The following is a 22,654-nucleotide window of genomic DNA, read 5'->3' as shown; positions in this document are numbered from 1 at the left end:
TGTATTAATAGATCGAAGAATATAACGTTTTGGAACAAAGAGAAATAATAAGGTAAATCCGCTTCACTTCTTCCCCGCTCCAACTCACCGATTCCTCTATAATTGCAAAGTTAACGAATTTGTTGAACGAATTCTTATGCAATACTTTATCAAATTATCCTACGGTACACTCCTATTGATGATTATCGTGCTGATAATCAAACCTATCGAAAGCTATTCACAGAATTGTACTCCGGCCTACAACCTGGTTCCGGTGACTTCCAACAATACCATTGAGTGGAGTAAGTTTCCTGAGTTTACGCTACCTTTTAAAATTATTTATAATGCTGTGCGCCTTGGCGACACGCAGTCGCAGCCCCTGAAACACGGTTTCAGCCACCTGGCCTCCTTCAGCGGTCCCGAACCTGGCTCCCTTTCACCCAGCCAACGAGCCCTTTTGTGGTATGGCGTGGCCACCAACAGCGGCGTGCCGCAGCCCTGGGGCGACAATACCCTCAGAAGTCCTTGGGGGAACGACACAACAGCGTACCGTAATTACTGGGACAATTTCGCATCCACGATTTACGACGCGGAAATTGCATGTCTGGATATCGAAAGAATGCAGCGCGAGGACCGGGATATACTGGCCCTGAAAAGTAATACTGCTATTCCTCAAAAATACCGGAGCCTCTCCGACAACGAATTTGTCACCACTTACAAACGCGACATGCGATGGTGGTATACTGAGTCGATAAGAAGGTTCAAAAGCAAAAAACCTCAGGCCTTAATCACGAGCTATAGCGATGTTCCCGTGCGAAATACCTGGCTTAATATTACCTCAAACAGCTGGCTGGACTGGACTACCAACCTGGCACGGACACACTATCTGGACCAGGGCGACGATGGTAAAATTGGTGGAAGTTACTACACAGCGCATGATATCATGGCACCATCGCCTTATTATTACTACGGATATGACAATCCATTGGGAAAGGATTATCTGTCATACCTTCTTTTTCATATTGAGGTGAACCGCGCCTGGAGTAATAAACCCATCATTCCATTTGTATGGCTCAGGATACATGACAGCTATGACCCCAATACCCCGCTGATTGCTCCCTTTATTGCCGAGGCTACTGCAATTTTCCCTTTCTTTTCCGGTGCATCCGGTTTGTGGCTCTGGGAAAACCCTTCTTTTCCAGGTAGCCGTCAGGAGAACTATGCACCTTATGAGTATTTTATCAACGGGCTTTACCGCCTATCTGCTTTTAAAGACATGTTTACGGGGAACTACCAGCTCATCATACCCCAGTCGGCCCGGGACCACATGGAGCTTCAGAACCCCATCTGGCGCGGAGTGGTTAAAAATAATGAGGTACTGATAGCCGCACAGAACCCTTATGCCACCGATAACCAGGAAACTCCCGTAACGGTATCTTATCAAAAATGGGTTAAAACCATCGTGTTAAAAGGACGGGAAGTCTTTCTTTGCAAATTTGATCTCAATGACGGAATTACCTCTGTTGAACCCAGTTTTTCGGATGTATTTGTTTACGCTAATCCGGTAAAATACGATCTCAACGTGGTACTCACAGGGCTTAACGGGGCCACTCAGGTTGATTTTACTTTAATCAATACGAAAGGACAGGAAATCAAAAAACAGAATCTTACGGTTCATGCGGGCCAGACCAAGGAAACCATTATACTACCCCAATTGCCGGATGGTATATATTTTGCAAGATTTATATCCAAAGACAGAACAATTACTAAAAAAGTAATTGTAAGCCAATAATTGATACGGCATTGCCGGAGTATGTATTGTATACCGATTTAGCATTCCATCCCATGAACCGTCTTGCAAACCAAACCAGCCCATACCTTCTTCAGCATGCTCATAATCCGGTAGACTGGTATCCATGGGGTGATGAAGCTTTGGCCAAAGCCAAGGAAGAAAACAAACCCATACTGGTCAGCATCGGTTATTCTGCCTGTCACTGGTGCCATGTGATGGAACGCGAGTGTTTTGAAAAGCAAGATATTGCTGCTGTGATGAACCAGCATTTTATCTGTATTAAGGTGGATCGGGAGGAAAGACCGGACGTAGATGCAGTGTACATGGATGCCGTACAGGCAATGGGCGTAAAAGGCGGATGGCCGCTGAATGTTTTCCTCCTGCCCGACTGTCGCCCTTTTTATGGCGTCACCTACCTTCCGCCGCAGAACTGGGTACAGCTGCTACGCAGTATCAATGATGCGTTTCACAAACACTATGCTGAGCTCGTTAACTCGGCAAATGGTTTTGTAGAAAATATGATCAGGTCGGAATCTGAAAAATATGGACTGGTCTACACACCCGACGCTTTCACGGTGGAGGAGCTCGACCTGATGTTTGAAAAATTGAAAAGGAATTTCGACGATATCAAGGGTGGTATGGACCGTGCTCCAAAATTCCCCATGCCATCCATTTATAAATTCCTGTTGCGGTACTACGATATCACCCAAAATCCCGAAGCGCTGGCACAAATAGAGCTTACCCTGGACCGCATTGCCCTGGGTGGCATTTATGATCATGTTGGCGGAGGATGGGCACGTTACTCGGTAGACGACGAATGGTTCATACCCCATTTTGAAAAAATGCTGTACGATAACGCGCAGCTGCTCAGCATATACGCGGAAGCATACAGCCTGACGTTAAACCCCCTGTATCATAACCGCATCAGTGCCACCATCGCCTGGCTTGAGAATGAAATGATGAGTCCTGAAGGCGGGTTCTACTCCGCCCTGGATGCCGACAGTGAAGGCATAGAGGGCAAATTCTATATATGGACCGAAAAGGAGCTCAAAGAAATACTCCAGGAGGATTTCGACTGGTTCGCCAGGCTTTATGCTATTTCTGCTGGGGGAAACTGGGAACACGGTTTCAATCACCTGCATCTGACCGAACCTGTGGAGGTTACCGCTAAAGCAAAAGGGATACATGCTGCTGATTTTGCAGAGCAATACAACGGGGCACTTCAAAAACTGGCAGAAGCCAGGAAACAAAAAACACGGCCTGGACTGGACGACAAAATACTTGCTTCATGGAATGGTTTGCTTATCAAAGGCTTAACAGATTCTTACAGGGCCTTGGGAGAAGAGAGAATCCGAGAACTGGCAATCCGGTGCGGTGAATTTATTTCGCGTAATCTGGTCAGGGATCAGCGGCTGCTGCATAGTTACAAAAACGGAAATGCCAGTATAACTGGTTTTCTGGAAGACTACGCCGCCGTTATTGAAGGGTACCTGGGACTGTACCAGATCACATTTGACGAAAAATGGATAAGTGCCGCCCGGGATCTCTGTCATTATAGCATCAGTAATTTTTATGATCACCAGGAAGGCTATTTCCACTTTACGGATTCGGAAGGCGAACGTTTAATTGCCAGGAAGAAAGAACTTTTTGACAACGTTATTCCGTCCTCCAATTCCGTCATGGCGCATAATCTTTATTATCTCGGCATGATACTGGATCATCAGGAGTATATCCGGTATGCGGATGAAATGCTCTCTAAAATGAGAAAAATACTTTTAACGGATGTACAATGGGTTACCAACTGGGCGGCACTTTACTGCCTGAGGGCTGTCCCAACCTCCGAAATAGTGATTGTGGGTGAGGATGCGGATCACTACAGGAAAGACCTCGACCGCTTTTTCATTCCCAATAAAATAATGCTTGGCACAGCGACCATCTCGCAATTACCGCTGCTTACCGGCAGAACAGACCTGAATGGCAAAACAGCTATATATGTCTGTTATGATAAAATGTGCCAGCTGCCGGTTACCACCGTGCCCGATGCCATCGATCAGATTGCATCGGCCGGTTAAATATCGCGGGCGACCTTTACCCTTTTAATTATCTGATTATTAGTTTTTTATAAAAATAATTAACCCCGAATATGTCAGGAACTGGCATAATTCGGGGTTTTTGTTTATCTTAAGGTTACCAAGCATTAATATAAACATATGCAAAATACTCTATTTTCTTCGGATTCTTACTACTCTTCTAAATGGTATATTTTCAAGAATACTGAACTTGGTCGTCTTCATGACTGTATCGACTGGGATAATCTAGTTGAGTTGCTTCCTAAAAAGAAAACCCTGCGGGGTGCACCGTCCTGGTTACCGCCCAAAGGGCTTTTCGGGATGATGTTTTTGAAACATTATACTGGCCAGAGCGATCAAAAACTTCTGGATCGTTTCAACACCGAGCGGTCCGCCGCCGCGGTGGGCGATGCAGCTGTTTTGTGGTGTATTATTGTCTGATAATGAATCAATTAAAGACAACTCTTTTGTCTCGAAGGTAAGAAGTTATCTGAGTCATCATGTGGATATGCAGGCAGTGCAAAAGGTCTTGATCTCTGCCTGGAAAAATGAAATTCCTGATAAAAATGTGCTTCTGATGGATGCTACCTGCTATGAAGTACATATGCGTTTTCCTACCGATACCAAGATCTTGTGGGAAAGTTGTCAATGGATCTGGGAAAAACAAATTCCAGCGCTTTGTCAACTTCATGGCCTCCGTCAACCACGATCCAAATATCAGGATCAAAAAAAGAAAACAAATGTTTATAGTAAACAAAGAAAAAAGACTTTCAGGAAAACAAAGTCCAGAAAGAATGCTTTATTAAAGTTGCTGCTGAAAGGAATAGATGCCTATCAAAACCTACTTAATCAATTGAAAGCAAGTGGGTTTACAGATAAGGATGCTGCTACTTTCAAGACGATCAAGATGGTTTATCAGCAGCAGTATCACCATTTCCAATACCCAAAAGTTAAAATAAAAGAGAGGATTGTCAGTATCTATAAGCCGTATATCAGACCTATTGTTCGGGGAAAAGAGAACAAACCCGTTGAGTTCGGGCTTAAGGTACACAAAATACAGGTAGGTGGAATTAGCATTCTCGAACACGTTAGTTACAAAGCTTTTAACGAATGTAAGAGACTTAAAATAAGCATATTAAAGCATAAAAATTTATTTGAGACATGCTCCCACCTGGCAGGCGATGCCATTTATGCCACGAATGAAAATAGAAAATTTGCGACTAAGGAGCACATCACCACAAATTTTGTAAGAAAAGGGAGAGGGAAAGATGATAAGCCCACCAAGAAAATCAAAGCTCTATTAAATAAGGATAGATCCACACGTCTGGAAGGCAGCTTTGGAAATGAAAAGGAGCAATATCTACTTAGGAAAATTAAGGCCAGAAACCCAGAAACAGAGATGGTTTGGCTATTTTTCGGAGTACTTACAGCAAATTGTGTGTTAATTGCCAAACGTCGACGAAGGCAACAGGAGCTTAAAAACGCAGCCTAACTTGTTCTTAAAAATCTAATTTTTGTACTCTTCAAACTTGAAAGGGCAGGACAATTATGCTCGTATAGAACACCTTTTCCGTTAAATAAAAAAATAGCAGACACAAATTGAATTATTCCAATTTGTGTCTGCTGATGAGAAAAAAAACAGAACCCAAATTAGGGTTACCTACATTAAATTCTCACGCATTTTCGAATTTCCAAGGTAGGCCTATCGCCTTGCAGTAATGGAAAATAACGTTCCCGGATCACATTCATATGGTGAACCGCATGCCCCACAATTACAAAGCCAAGAGCAAGGGCAGATATCTCACTCTTATAAGCAACGCCGGATGACAGGATCATTTTCTCGTCCATGTTTTTAAACAAAGCAATGGACGTAGCTCTTACAAGACCGAACTCGTCCATTAAATCCTGCACAGTACGCTTGGACGCCATCGTATGCGCCGCCAGTATCTCCTCGTCATAACCAGGCAGCGTCGTTTTATCATTTCTAGAAAATCGCAGAGCCCGGTAGGACATAATCCTCTCGTTATCAATTACATGTTGTAATATATCTTTTACGGTCCATTTGCCAGGAGCATATACCCGGTCTCCCATCTCTACCAACTTCTCTGTTTCGTCATAAACATTTTCGGGTGCATACTTTTCCAGCGCTTCCAGGATATCCAGATCCTCCGCCAGGTTGATATACCTGTCAAAAAAAGCGGGCATAGGGTTAATATCTGATTTTCTCATCGTTGCGTTACTTTTGTTTGGAATAATAGAAATCCAGGCGCCGCATTTTCTGGCTCACCTGACCCTCAATATAAGCATGTAAAGAATCTCCGCCTGTGAAGTGATACACGATACGCTGCGGGAAATCGTGCTGCGGATTTTCAAATACAAACCTTTGTCCCTCTATGGTCACGAGCTGAAAGGGGACCTCCTGCTCACGGTTCTGGCCATAAGTAGTGGGTGCACAAACGATCTGCCGGTCTGCCAGATACAACCGAACGGTCTCCAGCATGGTGGTATCCCCACCTTTGACTTTAAAACTGACTCCCGAAAAAGCAGTCCTCCCGTTCCGGTTCCACTTTTCAAAATAACTCCCTTTTTCAGTTTTCATTTCCCAGGTTCCCAGAAGCATATCCAGCTTTCTGAAATCCTTTGTGCCGTAAAAGGCGGGTAACGACGTACCCAGGGAAATTAGGATTGCAGCACCTATTCCGACCAGGGCAAGCCTATTACTTCCGTGTTTCATAGAATCCTTTTTCAATATCTTTCCTCTGTTTATTGCCTGGAAAGCGTCTTTCCTGCTAAAACGATGTTGATCGTTTTGGCGATCCTTTCCACGCGCGTGTTTTCTGTTTTGGCAGAATAAATATAATTGATAAATTCTTTCTGATAGCCCTCCGTAAGATTCATAAAATTTTCATACGCCTTGGGTTCGTCGGCCAGGCACAACCTGAGTTCCTCCGGAATTTCCAACGGAGTATTGTCTTCATACAAAATAATATGTACCCGATCTCCTTCCTTTTTTCCGATCTTCTTTCGTATCTCGGCTTTTACAGGCAGGAAAAGTTTCCCTTTTCCCATGGACATTAATTTATAACCTCTGAGCTCTACACCATCAATACTGCCTCGTACCTTTACCCAGTTGAAATAATTTTTGCTGCTTGTAACTGCTTCCGGAATGACAGCGTAAGTCCATCCACCCTTCCCGTCAAATTTTTCAAGAACATATTCCTTATCTACAAAAGGCTTTTCCATAAGGTCCGGTATTTTTTACGATCAGGATTGTGATTTCTCTTTCAAAGTTCTGGCTATTTTCATCAAACGTCCGGCGGGAACTGAGGACATATCGCAAATCTGAAACAGGCGATTTTGCAAAATCCCTGACCTAAATATACATGTTTTTCAAATCTTCACAATCTGGCTGCCGGAGTTACCGGCATATATCATACCTTGCCGACTGATCGTCCTAAATCTTGCACAATGAACAATTCTTTAATAATAGTCGGTGCCGGTAACGGTTTCAGCATGGCGGTTGCCCGGAAATTTGGCAGCCATGGTTTTAAAGTCGGGCTTATCAGCCGCTCTCCCGATACACTTACCCGACTTTGCAAGGAACTCGCAGCCGAAGGAATTGATGCCTATTGGTCGGCGGCGGATGCTGGCGACAGCATCAGGCTTGCCTCAGCCCTCTCCAAGCTAAAAACCGAAATGGGTGGCGTATCTGTTCTGCATTACAATGCCGCAAATATTAAAATGCTGGATATCCTGGAAGAAACGCCCGAGTCACTGGCGGAAGACTTCCGGATCAATATCGCTCATGCCGTTTTAAGTGTTCAGCTATTGCATCAGGAACTCAAAACGAGCAAAGGTGCTGTGCTGCTTACCGGTGGTGGGTTATCTGCCTATCCTTTGTCAAGCCTCGGCTCCTTGTCCATTGGCAAAGCGGGCCTGAGAAGCCTGGCCATCATGCTCCATGAACGGCTCGCAGAGGAAGGAATTTTTGTTGGTGTTATCACCGTAGGCGGCCTGATAGCGCCGGAGAGCCCTACACATTCTCCAGAAATACTGGCTGAAAAACTGTGGCTGTTTTATAAAAGCCGTTCAAAAAGTGAATTGATTTCCTAAAATCCTTCGTCCTGACTGAAATTTATTCAACAGCAGTCAGGACGGAAGAATATTCTTGAACCTGAGAATTATTTCAGATAGATCAGCTGGCCAAAATGATAGCTCTGGTGGTTGGTACGATTGATCAGTATGTTGAGTTTGTTACGGTGGGGTTCCTTGGCAAAATCCTCTTCGGAAATGGAGGTATGTTTTTCAAACCACTCACTGGGCTCCATTTGGGAAAATCGGCTGGAAAGTGTTTCATTAATGTCACTCCAGTACAATCTTAGTTGGCCTGGTGTGGGATACTCCTGCCCTGCTTTGTCCGGACTCGTCAGGAAAAGCTTGTCAAGCTCAGGATATTTCCGCTCGCCCAATCCCAGTAACGGAAGCATTCCATCGCTCACCGCTGCCAGATGTCCGAGTATATAAATGCCTGCATTCCTCCCAGGCGCAGTTTCTTCAGCAATTCGCTCGTCCGAAAGCTTTTCCAGCAGACTATTCAGCCTTGTATTCTGCAGTTCCCAGTTGGATATGACCATTTTAATAAATAATTCCTTGCCCGACTGCACGGTGGTTGTTTCGTCAAAAGTGCTCATAATGTAAATATGTTTTAGTCAGAACAGTTTTTGAACTACAATTAATTTCAGTACATCATATTATTTCCCAGTAACAACTGGCGGAATGCTATTACCTTCAGATATTCTCAATGCTATTACCCGAGATAAGTCATGGGGACAAGCGCCGGTTCAGTATTAATTTTTAGGTTTCAAACCCGGTGTCACCGGTGGCAAAGGTACCAGGTCTCCTTCACCGTCAATGACAGGAAAATTTCCTGCCTGCCAGTTCAGCTTGGCCTGTTCTATCAAAGCAGGATCAGACGAAACAAAATTCCAGTAAATAAACCGTTCTTCCGGCAACGGCTCTCCACCGAAAATATATACTGTGGTTCCGGCTTCCATCACAAACTCACAAAGCGAACTGTTTTTGGCTACCAGTATCCTTTTAGGCTCATAAATGTTCCCTTCGCTCTCCACTGTTCCTTCCAGAATGTATAAGGCCGTTTCACCGAACAGCTCCTCTCCAATTTTTATAGTCTGCCGTTTTTCCGTTTTAATCTCAAAAAAATAAAGATCACTGTAAACCGGCACCGGTGACTGTTTACCGAAAACCGAACCGGCAATTAGCTTATAATGTAAGCCCTCGTGCTCCCAAGTCGGGATATCTTCCGCATTGGCATGAAAAAAGGTAGGTTCCATTTGTTCGAGATCCTTCGGCAGAGCAACCCATATCTGTAGACCATGCAGCTTTTTATCGGTATGCCGGAGGTATTCCGGCGTCCGTTCCGAATGAACGATACCTTTTCCGGCCGTCATCCAGTTGACTTGCCCGGGTGCTATTTCCACTTTCATCCCCAACGTGTCCCGATGCATGATTGCACCTTCAAACAGGTATGTGAGCGTCGACAGGCCAATATGCGGATGCGGGCCGATATCAATATTCTGATACTCGTTCAGGTTGGCGGGCCCCATGTGATCAATAAAAGCGAAAGGCCCTACCATGCGCTTGCTCCGGAACGGCAGCAAACGGCCTACCAGAAAATTACCGATGTCAGCCGGGCGTTCTTCAATGATAATACTAATATTGGACATGATGCTATGATTAAAATCTCAAATGACACTACAAATTACTGATGATCAAGGCAATTTAAGCGCTGATTTTTATCTGACATAAAGGATCAATTCTCGTATCCTTCTGAAACTGCCAGGCGGGAATTAAGTTAACCCGCCAGGCAGGAACGACTGCCATTCGATTACACCAACTGAATACTAAGCTCCTGCGCCTTTTTCACGACAAAAGAACGGGCCTGATCATATTCCTCCGGAGTCCTTAAATGTTCAAGCATGAAGGGCACTTCTCTGGAAAGTGCGGCCACGTTTCTGAGATAAGCATTGTAATCCAGAGCACCTTTCCCAGGCATGGTCTCAGCCAGATGTACATCTTTCCCGAACACATCCTTGGCGTGGCAAGATGTGATCCATTTCCCAAGTTTTCTGAAAGTCTCGTTAATCAATGCAGCATTATTGTAGTACCGTTCGGGACTGTTGAGGATATTGGCAATATCAACATGTGCCCCAAACGCGGGCCGGTCAATGGCTTTGATGAATTTCAGGTATGAGTCGGGGCCGTCAGGCAGGCTCCATCCCATCATTTCAAGGGAAAACTTGGCCGATCGCGGTTTTACAGCGTCAATTATTTTCCGGCAGTTCTCAACGGTAGCGTCAAAATATTCCCGGGTCATATTCCGGGGATCAGGACCGTCCCATTGCAAGGGGTTGTAGGAGCCACCGATATTGACACAATTCAACGCCCCGACTTCCTCCGCCAATGCAAGCCGCCCGATTACGTAATCCAGGTTTTTCTTTCTCTTTACAGCATCACTGTCAAGCATGTTCACCCAGGCCCCAACCTCTGCAATCACCACGTTCTGAGCGGCATAAGCTTTTCGGACGGCCATAATTCTGTCGGTATCTTTTAGTTCCAGAGCAGGTACATAAGCCGCGCCATATCCCAGCCGACGATGTTCCCTGGCGAGTTCTTCAGGATCAGTACTTTTCAGGAAAATCGGCCCGCCAAGACGGAGTTTGCTGACGTTAGGAACAGAAATAACATGCCCTCCGGCCAAGGCCAGCACGGTGCCCGCTCCGGCTGTTCTGAGAAAGTGACGTCTGGATAAATAAGTCATCGGCTGTGATCTTTTATGATAGTGCAAAAGTAAACACCCGCAGGGTTTCTTACTACTTCAGCTGCCATTGAACTCTCCTATTTTCACAACAATAGCCCAACAATTTCCCTATAATTAATAGCATTTGCGGCCATCGGTGCTTAGCTTTGGCCCCATCACTCTTCAGAAGTAATCCATGTATTCATCCGCGCAAATATGTCGAAATTGAAGGTGCGGCCGACAGTATTCTGAGGAAAAGATTTTTCGTAATCATAGCAAGCCTGCCATGGATAATTTTATAGCGGCCCGGTCTCAGATGGCCCTTTCTCTTGGTTTTCATATCATATTTTCATGCATCGGAATGGTGATGCCGTTTTTTATGGCCGTGTCCCATTTCTACTGGCTGAAAACCGGCAATATCGTTTACAAAAATATCACCAAAGCATGGAGCAAAGGAGTGGCCATTTTCTTTGCCACCGGTGCGGTTTCCGGAACAGTACTCTCTTTTGAACTCGGTCTTTTATGGCCTGAATTCATGAAACATGCGGGACCTATTTTCGGAATGCCGTTTTCGCTTGAAGGAACGGCATTTTTCATTGAAGCCATTGCCCTGGGATTTTTCCTTTACGGCTGGGACCGCTTTAATAAATGGTTTCACTGGTTCACCGGTGTAATTGTGGGAGTTTCCGGCCTGGCTTCCGGGATACTGGTGGTGGCCGCCAATGCGTGGATGAACAGTCCCGCCGGTTTCGACTTTACAAACGGACAGTATACCAACATTGATCCCATTGCAGCCATGTTCAACGATGCCTGGTTTTCTCAGGCCTTACATATGACCATAGCTGCTTTTGCCGCCACCGGGTTTGCCGTGGCCGGTGTGCATGCGCTGATGATCCTGCGGAGGCAGAATGTTCTGTTTCACACCAGATCCTTTACCATTGCCGCTATTTTCGGATGTACGGCCGCACTGATCCAGCCGTTAAGCGGAGATATTTCTGCCAAAGATGTGGCGTTGCGGCAGCCTGCTAAACTGGCGGCCATGGAAGCTCATTTCCATACCTCAAAAGCAGCGCCTCTTATCATCGGCGGCATTCCCGATGAAAAGCATAAAAAAGTGGATTATGCGCTGGAATTACCGGGCTTCCTGAGCTTTCTGGCACATGGAAATTTCCAAGCAGAGGTCCGTGGACTGGATTCTATACCTGAGAAAGACCAGCCCCCGGTGGCGATCACCCATTACGCTTTTCAGCTGATGGTAGGGATGGGTATGGCCATGATGCTGCTATCGGTTCTCTATTTTTTCGCTTTTTGGAAAAGGAAACACTGGCTCTCAAACGGCTGGCTTCTGAAACTTTTTGTACTGGCTACTCCCTTGGGATTTATGGCAGTAGAGGCAGGCTGGACGGTTACCGAGGTGGGGAGGCAACCGTGGATCATTTACGGGATTATGCGTACCGCCGAAGCCGTTACACCGATGCCCGGCATTGCCTATTCATTTTATTTATTTTCAGCCGTTTACATTTCCCTGGCCGTGATTGTTGTGTTCATGCTTTACCGTCAGATTAAAATGGTGGGAACCTTATATGATACCTCCAATGAAAATACACACTAAACCTGCTTATGAAAAATCTTAAACCAATACCCGATTTAATCTGCTTGCTATGCTCTATGTAGTAATTACTTATCTCTGGGCTTCTATCCTGCTTTATCTGCTCCTGGGAGGCGCAGATTTCGGTGCGGGGATCATTGAGCTTTTTACTTCGCGTAAAAATAAAAGCAAGACCCTCCGAACCCTCTATGAGGCCATAGGCCCCGTGTGGGAGGCTAATCATATGTGGCTGATCATTGCCATCGTCATACTTTTTGTTGGATTTCCGGTCATCTATGCCACCATGTCGGTACATCTCCATATTCCGCTTACGATTATGCTTTTAGGTATCATTGCCCGGGGCACAGCGTTCACCTTCAGGCATTATGATGCGGTACAGGACGACATGCAGAACATCTATACCCCCATCTTTGAATATTCCAGTTTCATCACCCCGTTTTTTCTGGGAATTATTGCAGGCAGTACCGTTTCGGGGCATATAGACACGGGAGCCGATAATTTCGCAGACGCCTACCTGTTCAGCTGGATGCATCTTTTTTCAATTTCGGTCGGCCTCTTTACCGTTGCTATCTGCGGATTTCTGGCAGCGGTATACCTCATAGGTGAGGCCGAAACAGACCAGGAAAGGCTGCGGTTTGCGCATAAAGCACAGTTTTTCAACATCGCTGCCGTGGTTTGCGGCGTACTGGTTTTTATTGCCTCTTATCTGGAACATATCCCGCTGATGGATTGGGTATTCGGTAACTGGGTGGGCAGAACCGCCATTATTTCCGCCACACTTTCACTGATACTCATGTGGTATCTGCTTTATATCGGCAACATCAGATGGCTTCGCCCGCTGGCCGGTTTTCAGGTAACGATGATCCTGATTACTACCACTTTCAAGCATTTTCCTAATATCGTGATCCTGAAAAACGGAGGCTATCTGTCGCTGCTGGAACACAGCGGGCAAGAGCAGACGATCTATACCCTCGCAATGGCCCTGCTTCTGGGAAGTATATTCATTCTGCCGGCACTGGGATATCTTATCTACAGTTTTCAAAAAAAGGGAAGTGCATAATGTAGTTATACTAATACTGTTTTCTCCTCAGATTTCAATGCAGGAATTTTCTGACCAGCAGAATCACCAAATTCAGCAAAGCGCTGAAAAGGATCATCGTGGTGATTGGAAAATAAAATTTAAAATTCTCCTTTTCTATTCTGATATCTCCCGGCAGGCGTCCCAACCATGATAACTTGTTCCCCAAAAAGTAAACCGCACATCCGATAAAAAGGATGAGCAGTCCTGCAATGATCAGATACTTACCGGCTGAAGCAGACATGCTGTGGTTGGTGGTGGCTTATAAAACGATTATTACAGCAAGATACTTTAAGATATCATTTTTTGAAAGCGCCGGTGTTTCGTTTCTCAAACCGGTGATAAACTGAAACACATTTCCTTTCTGTTACATTTTCCGGCATCCGATAATTTTCTGGCGGAAGCTCCTTAAATTTGAAAGACCTGTCACACAATCTGCTTCCAGCGATGCATCTAAAATACAACTTTCTTATTTCAAGCATTTTAACAAATGTATTATTCATTTTCATTTCCGCTTCTGCTTATTCCCAAAAGGCAGGAGAAACACTGCCTGCCTGGAAAGAAGGGGAAATGGATATCCACCACATCAATACTGGAAGAGGAAATGCCACCTTTTTTATTCTGCCCGATGGTACTACGCTCCTGATTGATGCGGGTGCCCTGGACCCGACTGATCCGAGAACCCAAAGTGCGCGGAACACTGCCGCAGTGCCGGGTCCGGAAAAGCAGCCGGGCGAATGGATAGCACGGTATATCAGCAAAGTAATGACAATGAGCAGCTTGCCTCCAAAACTTGATTATGCGCAGCTCACCCATTTCCACGACGACCACATGGGAATGCCTTCAAGTATCTCTAAAATGGCGGACCAAGGAGGTTTCAAACTTGCCGGGATCACGGAAGTGGCGGCGTATTTACCTATTGATAAAATTATTGACAGAGGCTGGCCTGCTTATGCCTACCCTTCCCCGCTGAAAGATGAGGTAATGACCAACTATAAAATATTCGTAAACTGGCAGCGAAAAAATAAAAGTACGGTTTTCGAGCAAAGCAAGCCGGGCCGTAACGATCAGATTGTGCTGCTTCGTAACAAAACAAAGTTTGATGACCACTTCGAGGTCAGGAATATCATTGCTAACGGAGAGTTATGGACAGGACTGGGCACGACTACCAAAAAGCTTTTTCCGGACCTTAAAAGCCTGGCGCCCGGGCAGTACCCCAGCGAAAACATGTGCAGTATCGGTGTGAGGATCAGCTATGGGAAATTCGATTATTTTTCGGGTGGAGACATGCCGGGGGTACTCCGGTTCGGAGCTCCGCTTTGGAACGATGTGGAGACACCGGTATCAAAAATTGTGGGGCCTGTGGATGCCCACATTCTCGATCATCATGGAAACAGGGACTCTCAGAATGACGCGTTGCTAGCCTCCCTGCGACCAAGAATTGTGGTGATCCCGGTGTGGTCGTCAGATCATCCCGGACATGATGTGCTCGACAGGCTCTATTCCCAGCAGATCTATCAGGGGGAGCGGGATATATTCGCTACCGATATGCTGGAAGCCAACAAGCTGGTGATCGGAGAGTTGCTTAATAAACTAAAAAGTGATAAAGGCCATATCGTGATCCGGGTAGCTCCCGGTGGTGAAACCTACCAGGTTATTATCCTGAACGATAGCAATGAAAACCTTTCCGTAAAGGCGGTTCACGGTCCCTATCAGGCAAGATAAATCGGGTTAATTTTGGTACCTGTCTCACTCGGGGAAAATGCATTGACACTATCATGGAACATCAGGTCATCGGCTTTCAAAATAACAATCTGCCTTTTGCCTGTGGCAGTTTTCTGCGCCGTTGCGTTTCCCTTCGCCGTTACCACCACCAACAAAGCCAGCCAGTATTTCATTTTTTATAAACTTTCAGTTTGACCCTCCCCCAGGTAAGTTTTCGTTCGATAGGGTTGAATGTTTTGGTTTCATAACTTGCCAAACATTCGATTTCCTGCCCGTCAGGACAGTCAGGAGAGATACTGATCACTGAGCTTTGGGTAAAGCCATCGGGCCAGCGTGCCGGAATAATTTCATCCGTAAACTCTTCTTTGAAGTTCTGCACAAACGGGTTTTCTGAATAGATTCTCAGGCGGTTCTTTCCCTCATATACCAGAATTTTTTCTCCCCGGTTTACCTTTCCATCCCCGTTTCCCTTCCCTAGTGCCTCTCCCCGCACCTCAGCTCCATCGTCGATTTTAAGGTTCCGAAAGTAAGGAACATCATAATAGAACGGAATTCTTAAAATTTCAACTTTCTCAGAACTTCCATTTTTAATGGTAATCCTCAGACGTACGTCTGCCGGTTCTCCATGTAAGACAGGTTTCCTGAAACTGCTTATCCGGCATGGTGGTAAAACAAAGACTCTTACTCCGGAATCCGGTTTAGCAGAAACCCACGTACTGCCGATTACGACATCATTTTCCAGCGATTCCACAATGACATTGATATCGTCCCTCTCGGGCGGCGTTGCCCCTCTGTTGAATAATTTCAGATACAACTGATTGGTACTATCCGCTGTCAGATACTTACTCCCTGACCCTATCGTGTAATCCGCCACCTTCCAGCTGACGGGGCTGTTTTCAGTAAAAATCCCTATCTCATTCCCCGCAGCATCCAGTTCAAAAGATAATGTTCCATTTGAATCACTCTTCACTTTTCCGGGAGTCACTTTTCCGGTTTTCTGTGAAAATAATACCGTGTTATATAAAAAATCAGGCGTGTAAAGCGGGGCTGTTTTCAGCGTAATTTTATCCATTTCCATAACAGGCCCACGTGGCAGCCATTTTTTGGTGTATAATCCGAAGCCTCCCTGTTCAACGTCTTTGAGGTAAATAAATCCGGGCTGGGTTTTACTGCTGCGGAGCTCATACCCCCATACTTCAAAATCACCGTAAAGGTCGTAGTGTGACCATTTTGCCGGTTTTTTATGATCAGTCTGAAAAGAATCAGAAGCGAATTTCATGGCCTTTTCAAATACCGAGGTTTGTCCAGGCAGGTCCACCATGTGTCCGCCCGGAAATTCCTCAAACTCCACGGTTTTCCCCTGCCAGGCGGCCCCTCTCCTTACCTCTTCGTTCAGATAGTACAGGATATCCGTCGGGCTGGTGTGAACCCTGGTTTTTACCTCCTGCAAATTTTCAAAGGTATATCTCACCGGGTACAAAGTATGGTTGGCAGGAGTACCCACAAAAAACTCAGGACTGCCCATCATACTCACTATAGAATTTATCAAATGAGGATACTTTCCGGCCAGATACAGTGACATAAACCCACCCATGCTGAAACCTATTATCGCCCTGTGCCCGCGGTCCGTCAACGTCCGGTAGGTGGTATCTACGTATCTTACCAGCTCAGAAAAATAATCCTTCATTTGAACTTCAAAACGGATATCCGCATGGTCACCCACGTTGTAAGGCCGGGGCTGTTTTTCTTCCAGGTTCCCATCCCACATCACCATGATACACTGATACTTATCTACCAACGTTTTGAGCTTCTCGTATTCCAGCCGGGCATTGTCATCCTTAAAATAACGACCTCCCCAGCCATGAAAAAAGTAAATGACAGGATAGTGCTTATCAGAATTTTCATACCCCGCCGGCAGATAAAGACGGTACCACTTCTGATGGCCAAAGACCTTGCTGTTGTGTGTGAGATCCTGATAAGGTATATTCTGTGCATAAATAAAAACTGGAAAGACGAGCAGGAAAGTCGCGAAACATACCCCATATTTTGGTTTAATCTTTTTTAGCATATCCGGAAGCAGAAATGAATTAAAAACTGATCGTGTAAGAAAAATGGCCAGATGTCCTATGTGTTTTATTGAGCAGCAGCAAGCGCCAGATGGGTTTGTTTCCCCAATTGTCTGCCAGCCGCTTTTCATCCGGCACGTTTGTGGACAGCTGCTCCTATTATTTTCATATCTTCCGGTTTACTTTGTAGCCAACACACCGTACTACCTATTGTGTCAAACAAACACTTATACCCGAAATATTGAATTTTATTTAACTCCCTGCAAATAAATTAGTTAAAAAAATTCCGCGAACCTTTTCGCAAACCTTTGCAGCCAAGAAAGTTTTTTAACACCTGAAAACAGGACTTGCTATCCGTGTCACCTGCGGCTCCTGAAAAAGTGTTGGGGCAAAATAAAAAGAGAGACATAATGCCTCTCGTTTGTTAAAACACTTTACAATAAAATTTCGGGAAAATTAAATCCACCTGCCTCACTCAGGTATGCCCGGCCCTCTCAATGAAGTATACCTGTTACCCATTTGAATTTACCCTTCTCCAGGCGTAATAAATAAGCAGGGAGGTTACAACCAGACCCGCTGTTGCCGGTACGATTACAGATTTCCCGAAAGACCCGCCTTCCCAAACAGACCAGGCTATCTTCCCTAATGCCATGAAGGCCAGCACGGCAAGTCCGAAGGGAAAACTTCTTTTCCAGAAGGCGACAGCCAGCATGGTGAAAGACAAGGGTATCAGAAACAGCGAGAATATTTTGCCCGCCCCCCAGGGACTCTTTAGCCAGTTGATCTCAAATTGAAGAAACATCCGTACATCGGGGTCTATATTATCCGGTTCCGGAAACCAGAACATACTCGTAAACAATAGAAAAACAGACGCCAGCATACCCGCAAAACTGTGCCTGTAAGCACTGAAACAAAAGGGAATGAGAAAAAATGGGCGGATATACCAGCTCCATTGATTTTGATGACGGGTAAAAGCCCAGTGCAGGAAATCATCGCTGATGGCAAACAAAAAAATCAGGAGAATATTAAGCAACCCAAACAGAAAGGCGAGTACCCTATCCGTACCTTTTCCATGTAACTTTCTCATATTTTTTTTATTTACAAGAAATCATACACCTTCACCAGCCAAACTTTCCTAAAAGGAGTACTGTCTCAAATAGTACCGTAAGGATGGCTATAAATCTTCAAATTCACCATCCAGATAGTACCAGCGACCCTGTTCAAAAACAAAAGCAGATTTCTCATGATGGATCTGCTTTTTCCCGCTCCGATCGCGGAAATGAGCTTTGAATTCCACGCTGTACGTATCAGCATATATGATTTCCAACCGCTGCCAGTTATTTGTTTTCGCCCATTGCTCAATTTCCTTTTGCACAAGCCTTGCTCTGCGAGAAACATGGGTGGTCGCGATGAGGTAGTCAACTGCCGCCATCACATAAGCGCTATACCGCGAACGCATCAGCTTCTCAGCAGATTCTGACGGAACCGTACCTTTGATGGCTTGTCCGCAACAACGGGAAAATGGCTCATCCGAACCACAAAAACAGTTTTTCATTTAATTTACAAATGCCGGTTTAATGGTAGTTATAATATCAGCCACGGTGCCTTAGATCAGAATACTATCTTTTTGGTAGCATCTATTTTAAGCCAGAGCAACGCTCCTGCAATCAGCAGAATAGCCAGCAGCATGACAGGGGCGTGATAATTGTTTCCAAACGCAGTCACCAGATACCCAAAGCCGATGGTGTTCATGGTACTCCCTACCTGCCCGGCGGTATTCATCGCGCCCGAAATAAACCCGGAATTCTTTCCTCCAATATCCATCGCCGTTGACCATGAAGCCGGAATTGTGAAATCCATCAGCCCCAATCCTGCCGACAGCAGCACGGTTGCCACACCATTATCAGTGATAAAAACTGAGATAAGCATAAACAGTCCAGAGAGCCCTAGGCCTGTAAGGGCAACGGATGCCCGGCCCCACCGCGGCCCCATCCTTTTAACGAGATAATCACAAACATACCCCCCCGACAGACAACCTAAAGCGCCCAAAACAAATGAAAACGAAGTAATAAAAGACATATCCCCATCATTGAGCCCTCTTCCTTTCTGCAAATAGGTGGGGAGCCAGGCCTGGAAAAAAAATGCTCCTGATGCGTAGCAATAATACATCGCCATCAGCAGCAACAGGTTCCGGTTCCTGAAAATGGTCCAGGAAAACCTGGGGTGTGCTTCGGGCTGGTTTCTGTGGCTGGTAATTTCGCTAAGTTCTTTTTCAGAAATTCCTTTCATTTCCGAGGGCTGCTCCTTAAACCAGTATTTCCAGAAAACAACCCACAATATCCCCAGTACTCCCAAAAAAAGAAAACTTGCTCTCCACCCAAAATGGGTCTGGATCGGGATGACCAAAAAGGGTGTCAGTGCACCACCCATTCTGCTGGCCGACCATATCCATGCCTGCGCCCGCCCCCGTTCCAGAACGGGAAACCACTTGGAAAGTACAATGGCGGTATTTGGATAAGCTCCTGCTTCTCCGGCCCCAAACAGGAAACGGATGATCAGCAACATACCGAAGCCGGTGGCAAAGCCAGTGAACACCGTGAAAACTGACCACCACAATACTACACGTATTAAAACCTTTTTAGCCCCGAGACGGTCGCCCAGCAGGCCGGTGGGTATTTCAAATGCACAATAGGCAAGCGCGAAAATCCCCAATATCCACCCCAGCTGTTCCTTGCTCAGGTCCAGGTCTGTCATGATTTTGGGCCCTGCAACGCTGATGGCAACCCTGTCTAAAAATGTAATTACAGAAAGAAGAGAAAGGGCAAACAGAACCTGATAACGTTTTTTCATGATTTGGCGAAGGAGAGAATATGCCAGTGGTACTGTAAACGGTTTGTTCGAATGGACAGGAAACGCGTTTTATTCCACAGTCAAAAAATCAATTTCCATAAACGCACCCATGGCATTGGCGGCTGTAACAAACTGAGGGATACCATTGATTACATCCAGAGACTGTTTGTGCGTATGCCCTGCAAATACCCCCAGTAAGTTTGAGGCAGCAAAAACCTCTTTATGAAAATCCATGGTGGTGGAGGTATGTCCTGCCTTGGGCCATCTGGGACGGCGTTCAAGGGTAAAACTCTTGTCAATATCCCAGCCCCATTGCGGATGTCCGCAGCCGAAACTAACGGGCCTCCCTGGCGCATAAAGCGGAATATGTACAAAAAGTACCAGCGGCTTGCCCGTTTTAACCTGCTCTCTGAAAAACGTTAGCTGTTCCGGCAAAATCTCATAAATGGAGTTATCAAGCATCACAATGCGTATCCCATGTATTTCCCTGACCGTCATCAGCGGATGGTCGCCCTGGTACAAAGGCCCCAGCCTTTGAGTCGTCCATTGGTTGCGCAGACTCGCAAGGGTTCCTTCCATACCTTCGTAGTGCCAGTCGTGGTTACCGGCTGCATACTGAAAAGGAACGCCGGATTCGCCAAGTTGCCGGGTTACCCAGTCAATGGCTGCTTCGGATGGGAAACTGAAAAGGTCACCCGGTAATGAAAGTAAATCTACTTTTGAATCCTTTGCCAACCTGATCATTTTCTCAAATGACTCATTGGGATTGGTGGGCTCACCGGTTTGAAAATGACGTGTTACATTATATGCTTTGGCCATGCGGCCGCTGTATTGGGTATAGGGTTCACCACGCTGATCGTCCATCCACAGGTGCGTATCAGATACTAGCAGTACCTTTACGGGCGTTTTAAAATCCGGGGAATAAATTTTAACCTTATTCTGATCCAGGGAAAACTTGCTTCTCTGCTCGTCTCTGTTACCTTTTTCCTGATTTCCCCTAAGTACCGTCGTAACGGCAACAGCACTCTGAATAAAGTCACGTCGTTTGATCTGCATGAATAAAAAAGAATAAGATAAATATCCTTAAAAGACTTTAAGACCGAAAATATACCAAGTAATAAGGGACAACACTGAAATACTCAGACTGAAAGAAAATCCGGGCCGTTGCTTGGGCAAGAACCTGCAAAGCCGGTTTTCATGCGAGTGTGCCTGTCTGCTTCTCCTAGCTTTTAGCCTTGAAAAGATTGTCATAATGTTCCGAAGGTGTTAAAATCCCCCCGCTTTCCGCATAAAACGAGGCGTCGGTAGGATAAACTCCCTTTTGTGTCCGTATCCAGGAACCAGACGCTTTGGGGTGATAGGCCATCATCCGCTCCCAGTTTTTGTAATACTGATGACCGTTGGTTTCCTGCAGGCCCACCGACATACCGGGAAATGGCTGCAGCCGCGCAGCAACATTTTTGTTCCAATCCACCAGAATCGGATTTACCGTGAGATCGGCACAGAAACAAGGTACCTTCTTTTCGTAAGCCAATTGTGTGATTTTCATGGTCATACTCAGCGTTTTGGCAATGGCTTTTACCGCTATGGCCGAGTACCCGAGTTCTATCCGGTGTGCCGCGTCTTCTACTGTGTGCGCGCTTTCATCTGCCGCAATTCTAACGCCCAAATCTCCAACAAATGTTTCGTTGCTTTCTTCAAAAGGTTCTTCTATGACGGCAATCTGATCAAATGCGCCTATTTTTTTCGCATGGTCCAAAAACCGCAGCAGTGTTTCCTTTTTTTCATACCGCCCGTTGGCATCAAAATAGTAAGGAATTTTTCCGTTTTTGGTATATGGGGTTTCGTAATGACCAATGGCTTTGTGTACCGCTGTGAGGAAAGCAATATCTTTTTCTATCATTTCCTGCTGCGTTCCGGCCGACCCGGTTTTTAGTTTCATAATAAAATATCCTTCATCAGCCGCCTGCTTGATACGTTCGGCGGATGTTCCTACACTGAAGGAAGGGATACTAGCCACTTTATTGTGCCGGTATGAGAGGCCCGGACGGTAAGCCGCCGGTATCAGTTCATCAAACTGGCCCATTTTATTTTCCGCCGCATACAACAGCCATGCCGCATTATCGACCGATACGAGGGCATTGAGCGCAAAAGTTTTTCTCAGATCCGGATTACCCGTGATTTTTTTTCCATAGGCCAGCACCTCAGGCAAAAGGTCGTCGAGCAACTGAACAGGATTGGTAAAGGAGGTTCCTTTCACCATCTGAAGTGCCTGCTCACTCATGGCGTACATAAGTGCGTTCCCTGCGCTTTCCGAATGAGCCGCAAAAACCCGGGAATCTGACCAAAGCACGCCTTGTGTTGCCAGCCCCACCTTTTTTATTCCCGAATCGGATTCCAGCATGGATATGCCCTGCCAGCTATCAGTGATAGCACTTCCTTTAAAACGGTATGGATTTAAAGGTTCTCTTTCAAAATTTGAATCAACATTTTTGATCGTAATCTTTTTCATAGGTTGAGCAGTAGCATCTGAACTAAAGGTATCCGGCAGGTTGAGCGCCAGCAAACCTGCCGCGCCCGCCCGGTTGATAAATTCACGACGGGATATATATCGGTCTTGTGATTCAAACATAATAGCGCGAGCTGATTTTAGATTAAATTCCAACTTA

22 protein-coding genes are annotated in these 22,654 nt (G+C 45.7%); 8 read left to right on the top strand and 14 right to left on the bottom strand.

Annotation, left to right across the window (positions count from 1 at the left end; genetic code table 11):
• Positions 1-136 precede the first annotated feature (136 nt).
• From KOE27_RS07635 to KOE27_RS07620, 4 genes are all read left to right on the top strand, one after another.
• Positions 137-1,771, top strand: coding sequence for a T9SS type A sorting domain-containing protein (locus KOE27_RS07635; RefSeq protein WP_215238213.1), 1,635 nt, complete (start codon positions 137-139; stop codon positions 1,769-1,771).
• Between the two features lie 53 nt (positions 1,772-1,824).
• Positions 1,825-3,843 (top strand): thioredoxin domain-containing protein, encoded by a 2,019-nt coding sequence (locus tag KOE27_RS07630; RefSeq protein ID WP_215238212.1) that lies wholly within the window; start codon positions 1,825-1,827, stop codon positions 3,841-3,843.
• Between the two features lie 138 nt (positions 3,844-3,981).
• Complete coding sequence (locus KOE27_RS07625) at positions 3,982-4,281, top strand: hypothetical protein (RefSeq protein WP_215238211.1); 300 nt, start codon at positions 3,982-3,984, stop codon at positions 4,279-4,281.
• 67 nt (positions 4,282-4,348) lie between these two features.
• Positions 4,349-5,332, top strand: a complete 984-nt coding sequence (locus tag KOE27_RS07620; protein WP_215238210.1) for a DDE transposase — start codon at positions 4,349-4,351, stop codon at positions 5,330-5,332.
• A gap of 173 nt (positions 5,333-5,505) precedes the next feature.
• Here KOE27_RS07620 and KOE27_RS07615 read toward each other — a convergent pair whose 3' ends face one another.
• The 3 genes from KOE27_RS07615 to KOE27_RS07605 are packed head-to-tail and all read right to left on the bottom strand — an operon-like array spanning position 5,506 to position 7,083.
• Positions 5,506-6,069, bottom strand: a complete 564-nt coding sequence (locus tag KOE27_RS07615; protein ID WP_215238209.1) for a DinB family protein — start codon at positions 6,067-6,069, stop codon at positions 5,506-5,508.
• 7 nt (positions 6,070-6,076) lie between these two features.
• Positions 6,077-6,574, bottom strand: coding sequence for a DUF6265 family protein (locus KOE27_RS07610; protein WP_215238208.1), 498 nt, complete (start codon positions 6,572-6,574; stop codon positions 6,077-6,079).
• Positions 6,575-6,603: 29 nt separating this feature from the next.
• Positions 6,604-7,083 (bottom strand): YdeI/OmpD-associated family protein, encoded by a 480-nt coding sequence (locus tag KOE27_RS07605; protein ID WP_215238207.1) that lies wholly within the window; start codon positions 7,081-7,083, stop codon positions 6,604-6,606.
• A 225-nt stretch (positions 7,084-7,308) separates the two neighbouring features.
• Here KOE27_RS07605 and KOE27_RS07600 point away from each other — a divergent pair, with 225 nt between their 5' ends.
• Complete coding sequence (locus KOE27_RS07600) at positions 7,309-7,953, top strand: SDR family NAD(P)-dependent oxidoreductase (RefSeq protein ID WP_215238206.1); 645 nt, start codon at positions 7,309-7,311, stop codon at positions 7,951-7,953.
• A 68-nt stretch (positions 7,954-8,021) separates the two neighbouring features.
• On the opposite strand, the gene KOE27_RS07595 is transcribed toward KOE27_RS07600, so the two are convergent.
• The 3 genes from KOE27_RS07595 to KOE27_RS07585 all read right to left on the bottom strand — a co-directional run bounded on the left by KOE27_RS07595 (position 8,022) and on the right by KOE27_RS07585 (position 10,678).
• Positions 8,022-8,531, bottom strand: coding sequence for a DinB family protein (locus tag KOE27_RS07595; RefSeq protein ID WP_215238205.1), 510 nt, complete (start codon positions 8,529-8,531; stop codon positions 8,022-8,024).
• A 156-nt stretch (positions 8,532-8,687) separates the two neighbouring features.
• On the bottom strand, positions 8,688-9,584 hold the full coding sequence (locus KOE27_RS07590; RefSeq protein WP_215238204.1) for a pirin family protein: 897 nt from the start codon (positions 9,582-9,584) through the stop codon (positions 8,688-8,690).
• 161 nt (positions 9,585-9,745) lie between these two features.
• The gene (locus KOE27_RS07585) at positions 9,746-10,678 is read right to left on the bottom strand and encodes a sugar phosphate isomerase/epimerase family protein (protein ID WP_215238203.1); all 933 of its coding nucleotides are present in this window, start codon (positions 10,676-10,678) and stop codon (positions 9,746-9,748) included.
• A 265-nt stretch (positions 10,679-10,943) separates the two neighbouring features.
• Here KOE27_RS07585 and KOE27_RS07580 point away from each other — a divergent pair, with 265 nt between their 5' ends.
• Entirely contained in the window at positions 10,944-12,269 is a 1,326-nt protein-coding gene (locus KOE27_RS07580) for a cytochrome ubiquinol oxidase subunit I (RefSeq protein ID WP_215238202.1), read from the top strand.
• Positions 12,270-12,318: 49 nt separating this feature from the next.
• A complete protein-coding gene (locus KOE27_RS07575; protein ID WP_215238201.1) occupies positions 12,319-13,326 on the top strand; it encodes a cytochrome d ubiquinol oxidase subunit II in 1,008 nt (335 codons plus the stop codon).
• A 34-nt stretch (positions 13,327-13,360) separates the two neighbouring features.
• On the opposite strand, the gene KOE27_RS07570 is transcribed toward KOE27_RS07575, so the two are convergent.
• Positions 13,361-13,588, bottom strand: coding sequence for a DUF2905 domain-containing protein (locus KOE27_RS07570; RefSeq protein WP_215238200.1), 228 nt, complete (start codon positions 13,586-13,588; stop codon positions 13,361-13,363).
• Between the two features lie 170 nt (positions 13,589-13,758).
• Between KOE27_RS07570 and KOE27_RS07565 the strand changes: the two genes are divergently transcribed.
• On the top strand, positions 13,759-15,069 hold the full coding sequence (locus KOE27_RS07565; protein ID WP_229252679.1) for a ComEC/Rec2 family competence protein: 1,311 nt from the start codon (positions 13,759-13,761) through the stop codon (positions 15,067-15,069).
• On the opposite strand, the gene KOE27_RS07560 is transcribed toward KOE27_RS07565, so the two are convergent.
• From KOE27_RS07560 to KOE27_RS07530, 7 genes are all read right to left on the bottom strand, one after another.
• Positions 15,057-15,242 (bottom strand): hypothetical protein, encoded by a 186-nt coding sequence (locus KOE27_RS07560; protein WP_215238199.1) that lies wholly within the window; start codon positions 15,240-15,242, stop codon positions 15,057-15,059. The two genes, KOE27_RS07565 and KOE27_RS07560, sit on opposite strands and share 13 nt — an antisense overlap.
• On the bottom strand, positions 15,239-17,137 hold the full coding sequence (locus tag KOE27_RS07555) for an alpha/beta hydrolase (RefSeq protein ID WP_215238198.1): 1,899 nt from the start codon (positions 17,135-17,137) through the stop codon (positions 15,239-15,241). Before KOE27_RS07555 ends, KOE27_RS07560 begins: the two co-directional genes overlap by 4 nt.
• A gap of 509 nt (positions 17,138-17,646) precedes the next feature.
• Complete coding sequence (locus tag KOE27_RS07550; RefSeq protein ID WP_215238197.1) at positions 17,647-18,222, bottom strand: hypothetical protein; 576 nt, start codon at positions 18,220-18,222, stop codon at positions 17,647-17,649.
• An 87-nt stretch (positions 18,223-18,309) separates the two neighbouring features.
• On the bottom strand, positions 18,310-18,690 hold the full coding sequence (locus KOE27_RS07545) for a YchJ family protein (protein WP_215238196.1): 381 nt from the start codon (positions 18,688-18,690) through the stop codon (positions 18,310-18,312).
• A gap of 56 nt (positions 18,691-18,746) precedes the next feature.
• Positions 18,747-19,985 carry an MFS transporter gene (locus tag KOE27_RS07540; RefSeq protein WP_215238195.1) on the bottom strand — a complete coding sequence of 413 codons (1,239 nt, stop codon included), beginning with the start codon at positions 19,983-19,985 and terminating at the stop codon, positions 18,747-18,749.
• A gap of 69 nt (positions 19,986-20,054) precedes the next feature.
• Complete coding sequence (locus KOE27_RS07535) at positions 20,055-21,041, bottom strand: metallophosphoesterase family protein (protein ID WP_229252678.1); 987 nt, start codon at positions 21,039-21,041, stop codon at positions 20,055-20,057.
• Between the two features lie 166 nt (positions 21,042-21,207).
• Positions 21,208-22,617, bottom strand: coding sequence for a mandelate racemase/muconate lactonizing enzyme family protein (locus KOE27_RS07530; protein WP_215238194.1), 1,410 nt, complete (start codon positions 22,615-22,617; stop codon positions 21,208-21,210).
• Between the last annotated feature and the right edge of the window lie 37 nt (positions 22,618-22,654).

It is taken from the genome of Dyadobacter sp. CECT 9275 (assembly GCF_907164905.1).
In the GTDB taxonomy this organism is placed as follows: Bacteria; Bacteroidota; Bacteroidia; order Cytophagales; family Spirosomataceae; genus Dyadobacter; species Dyadobacter helix.
The sequence above is the reverse complement of the archived record's forward strand: the minus strand, read 5'-3'. Positions and strand labels throughout refer to the sequence as shown.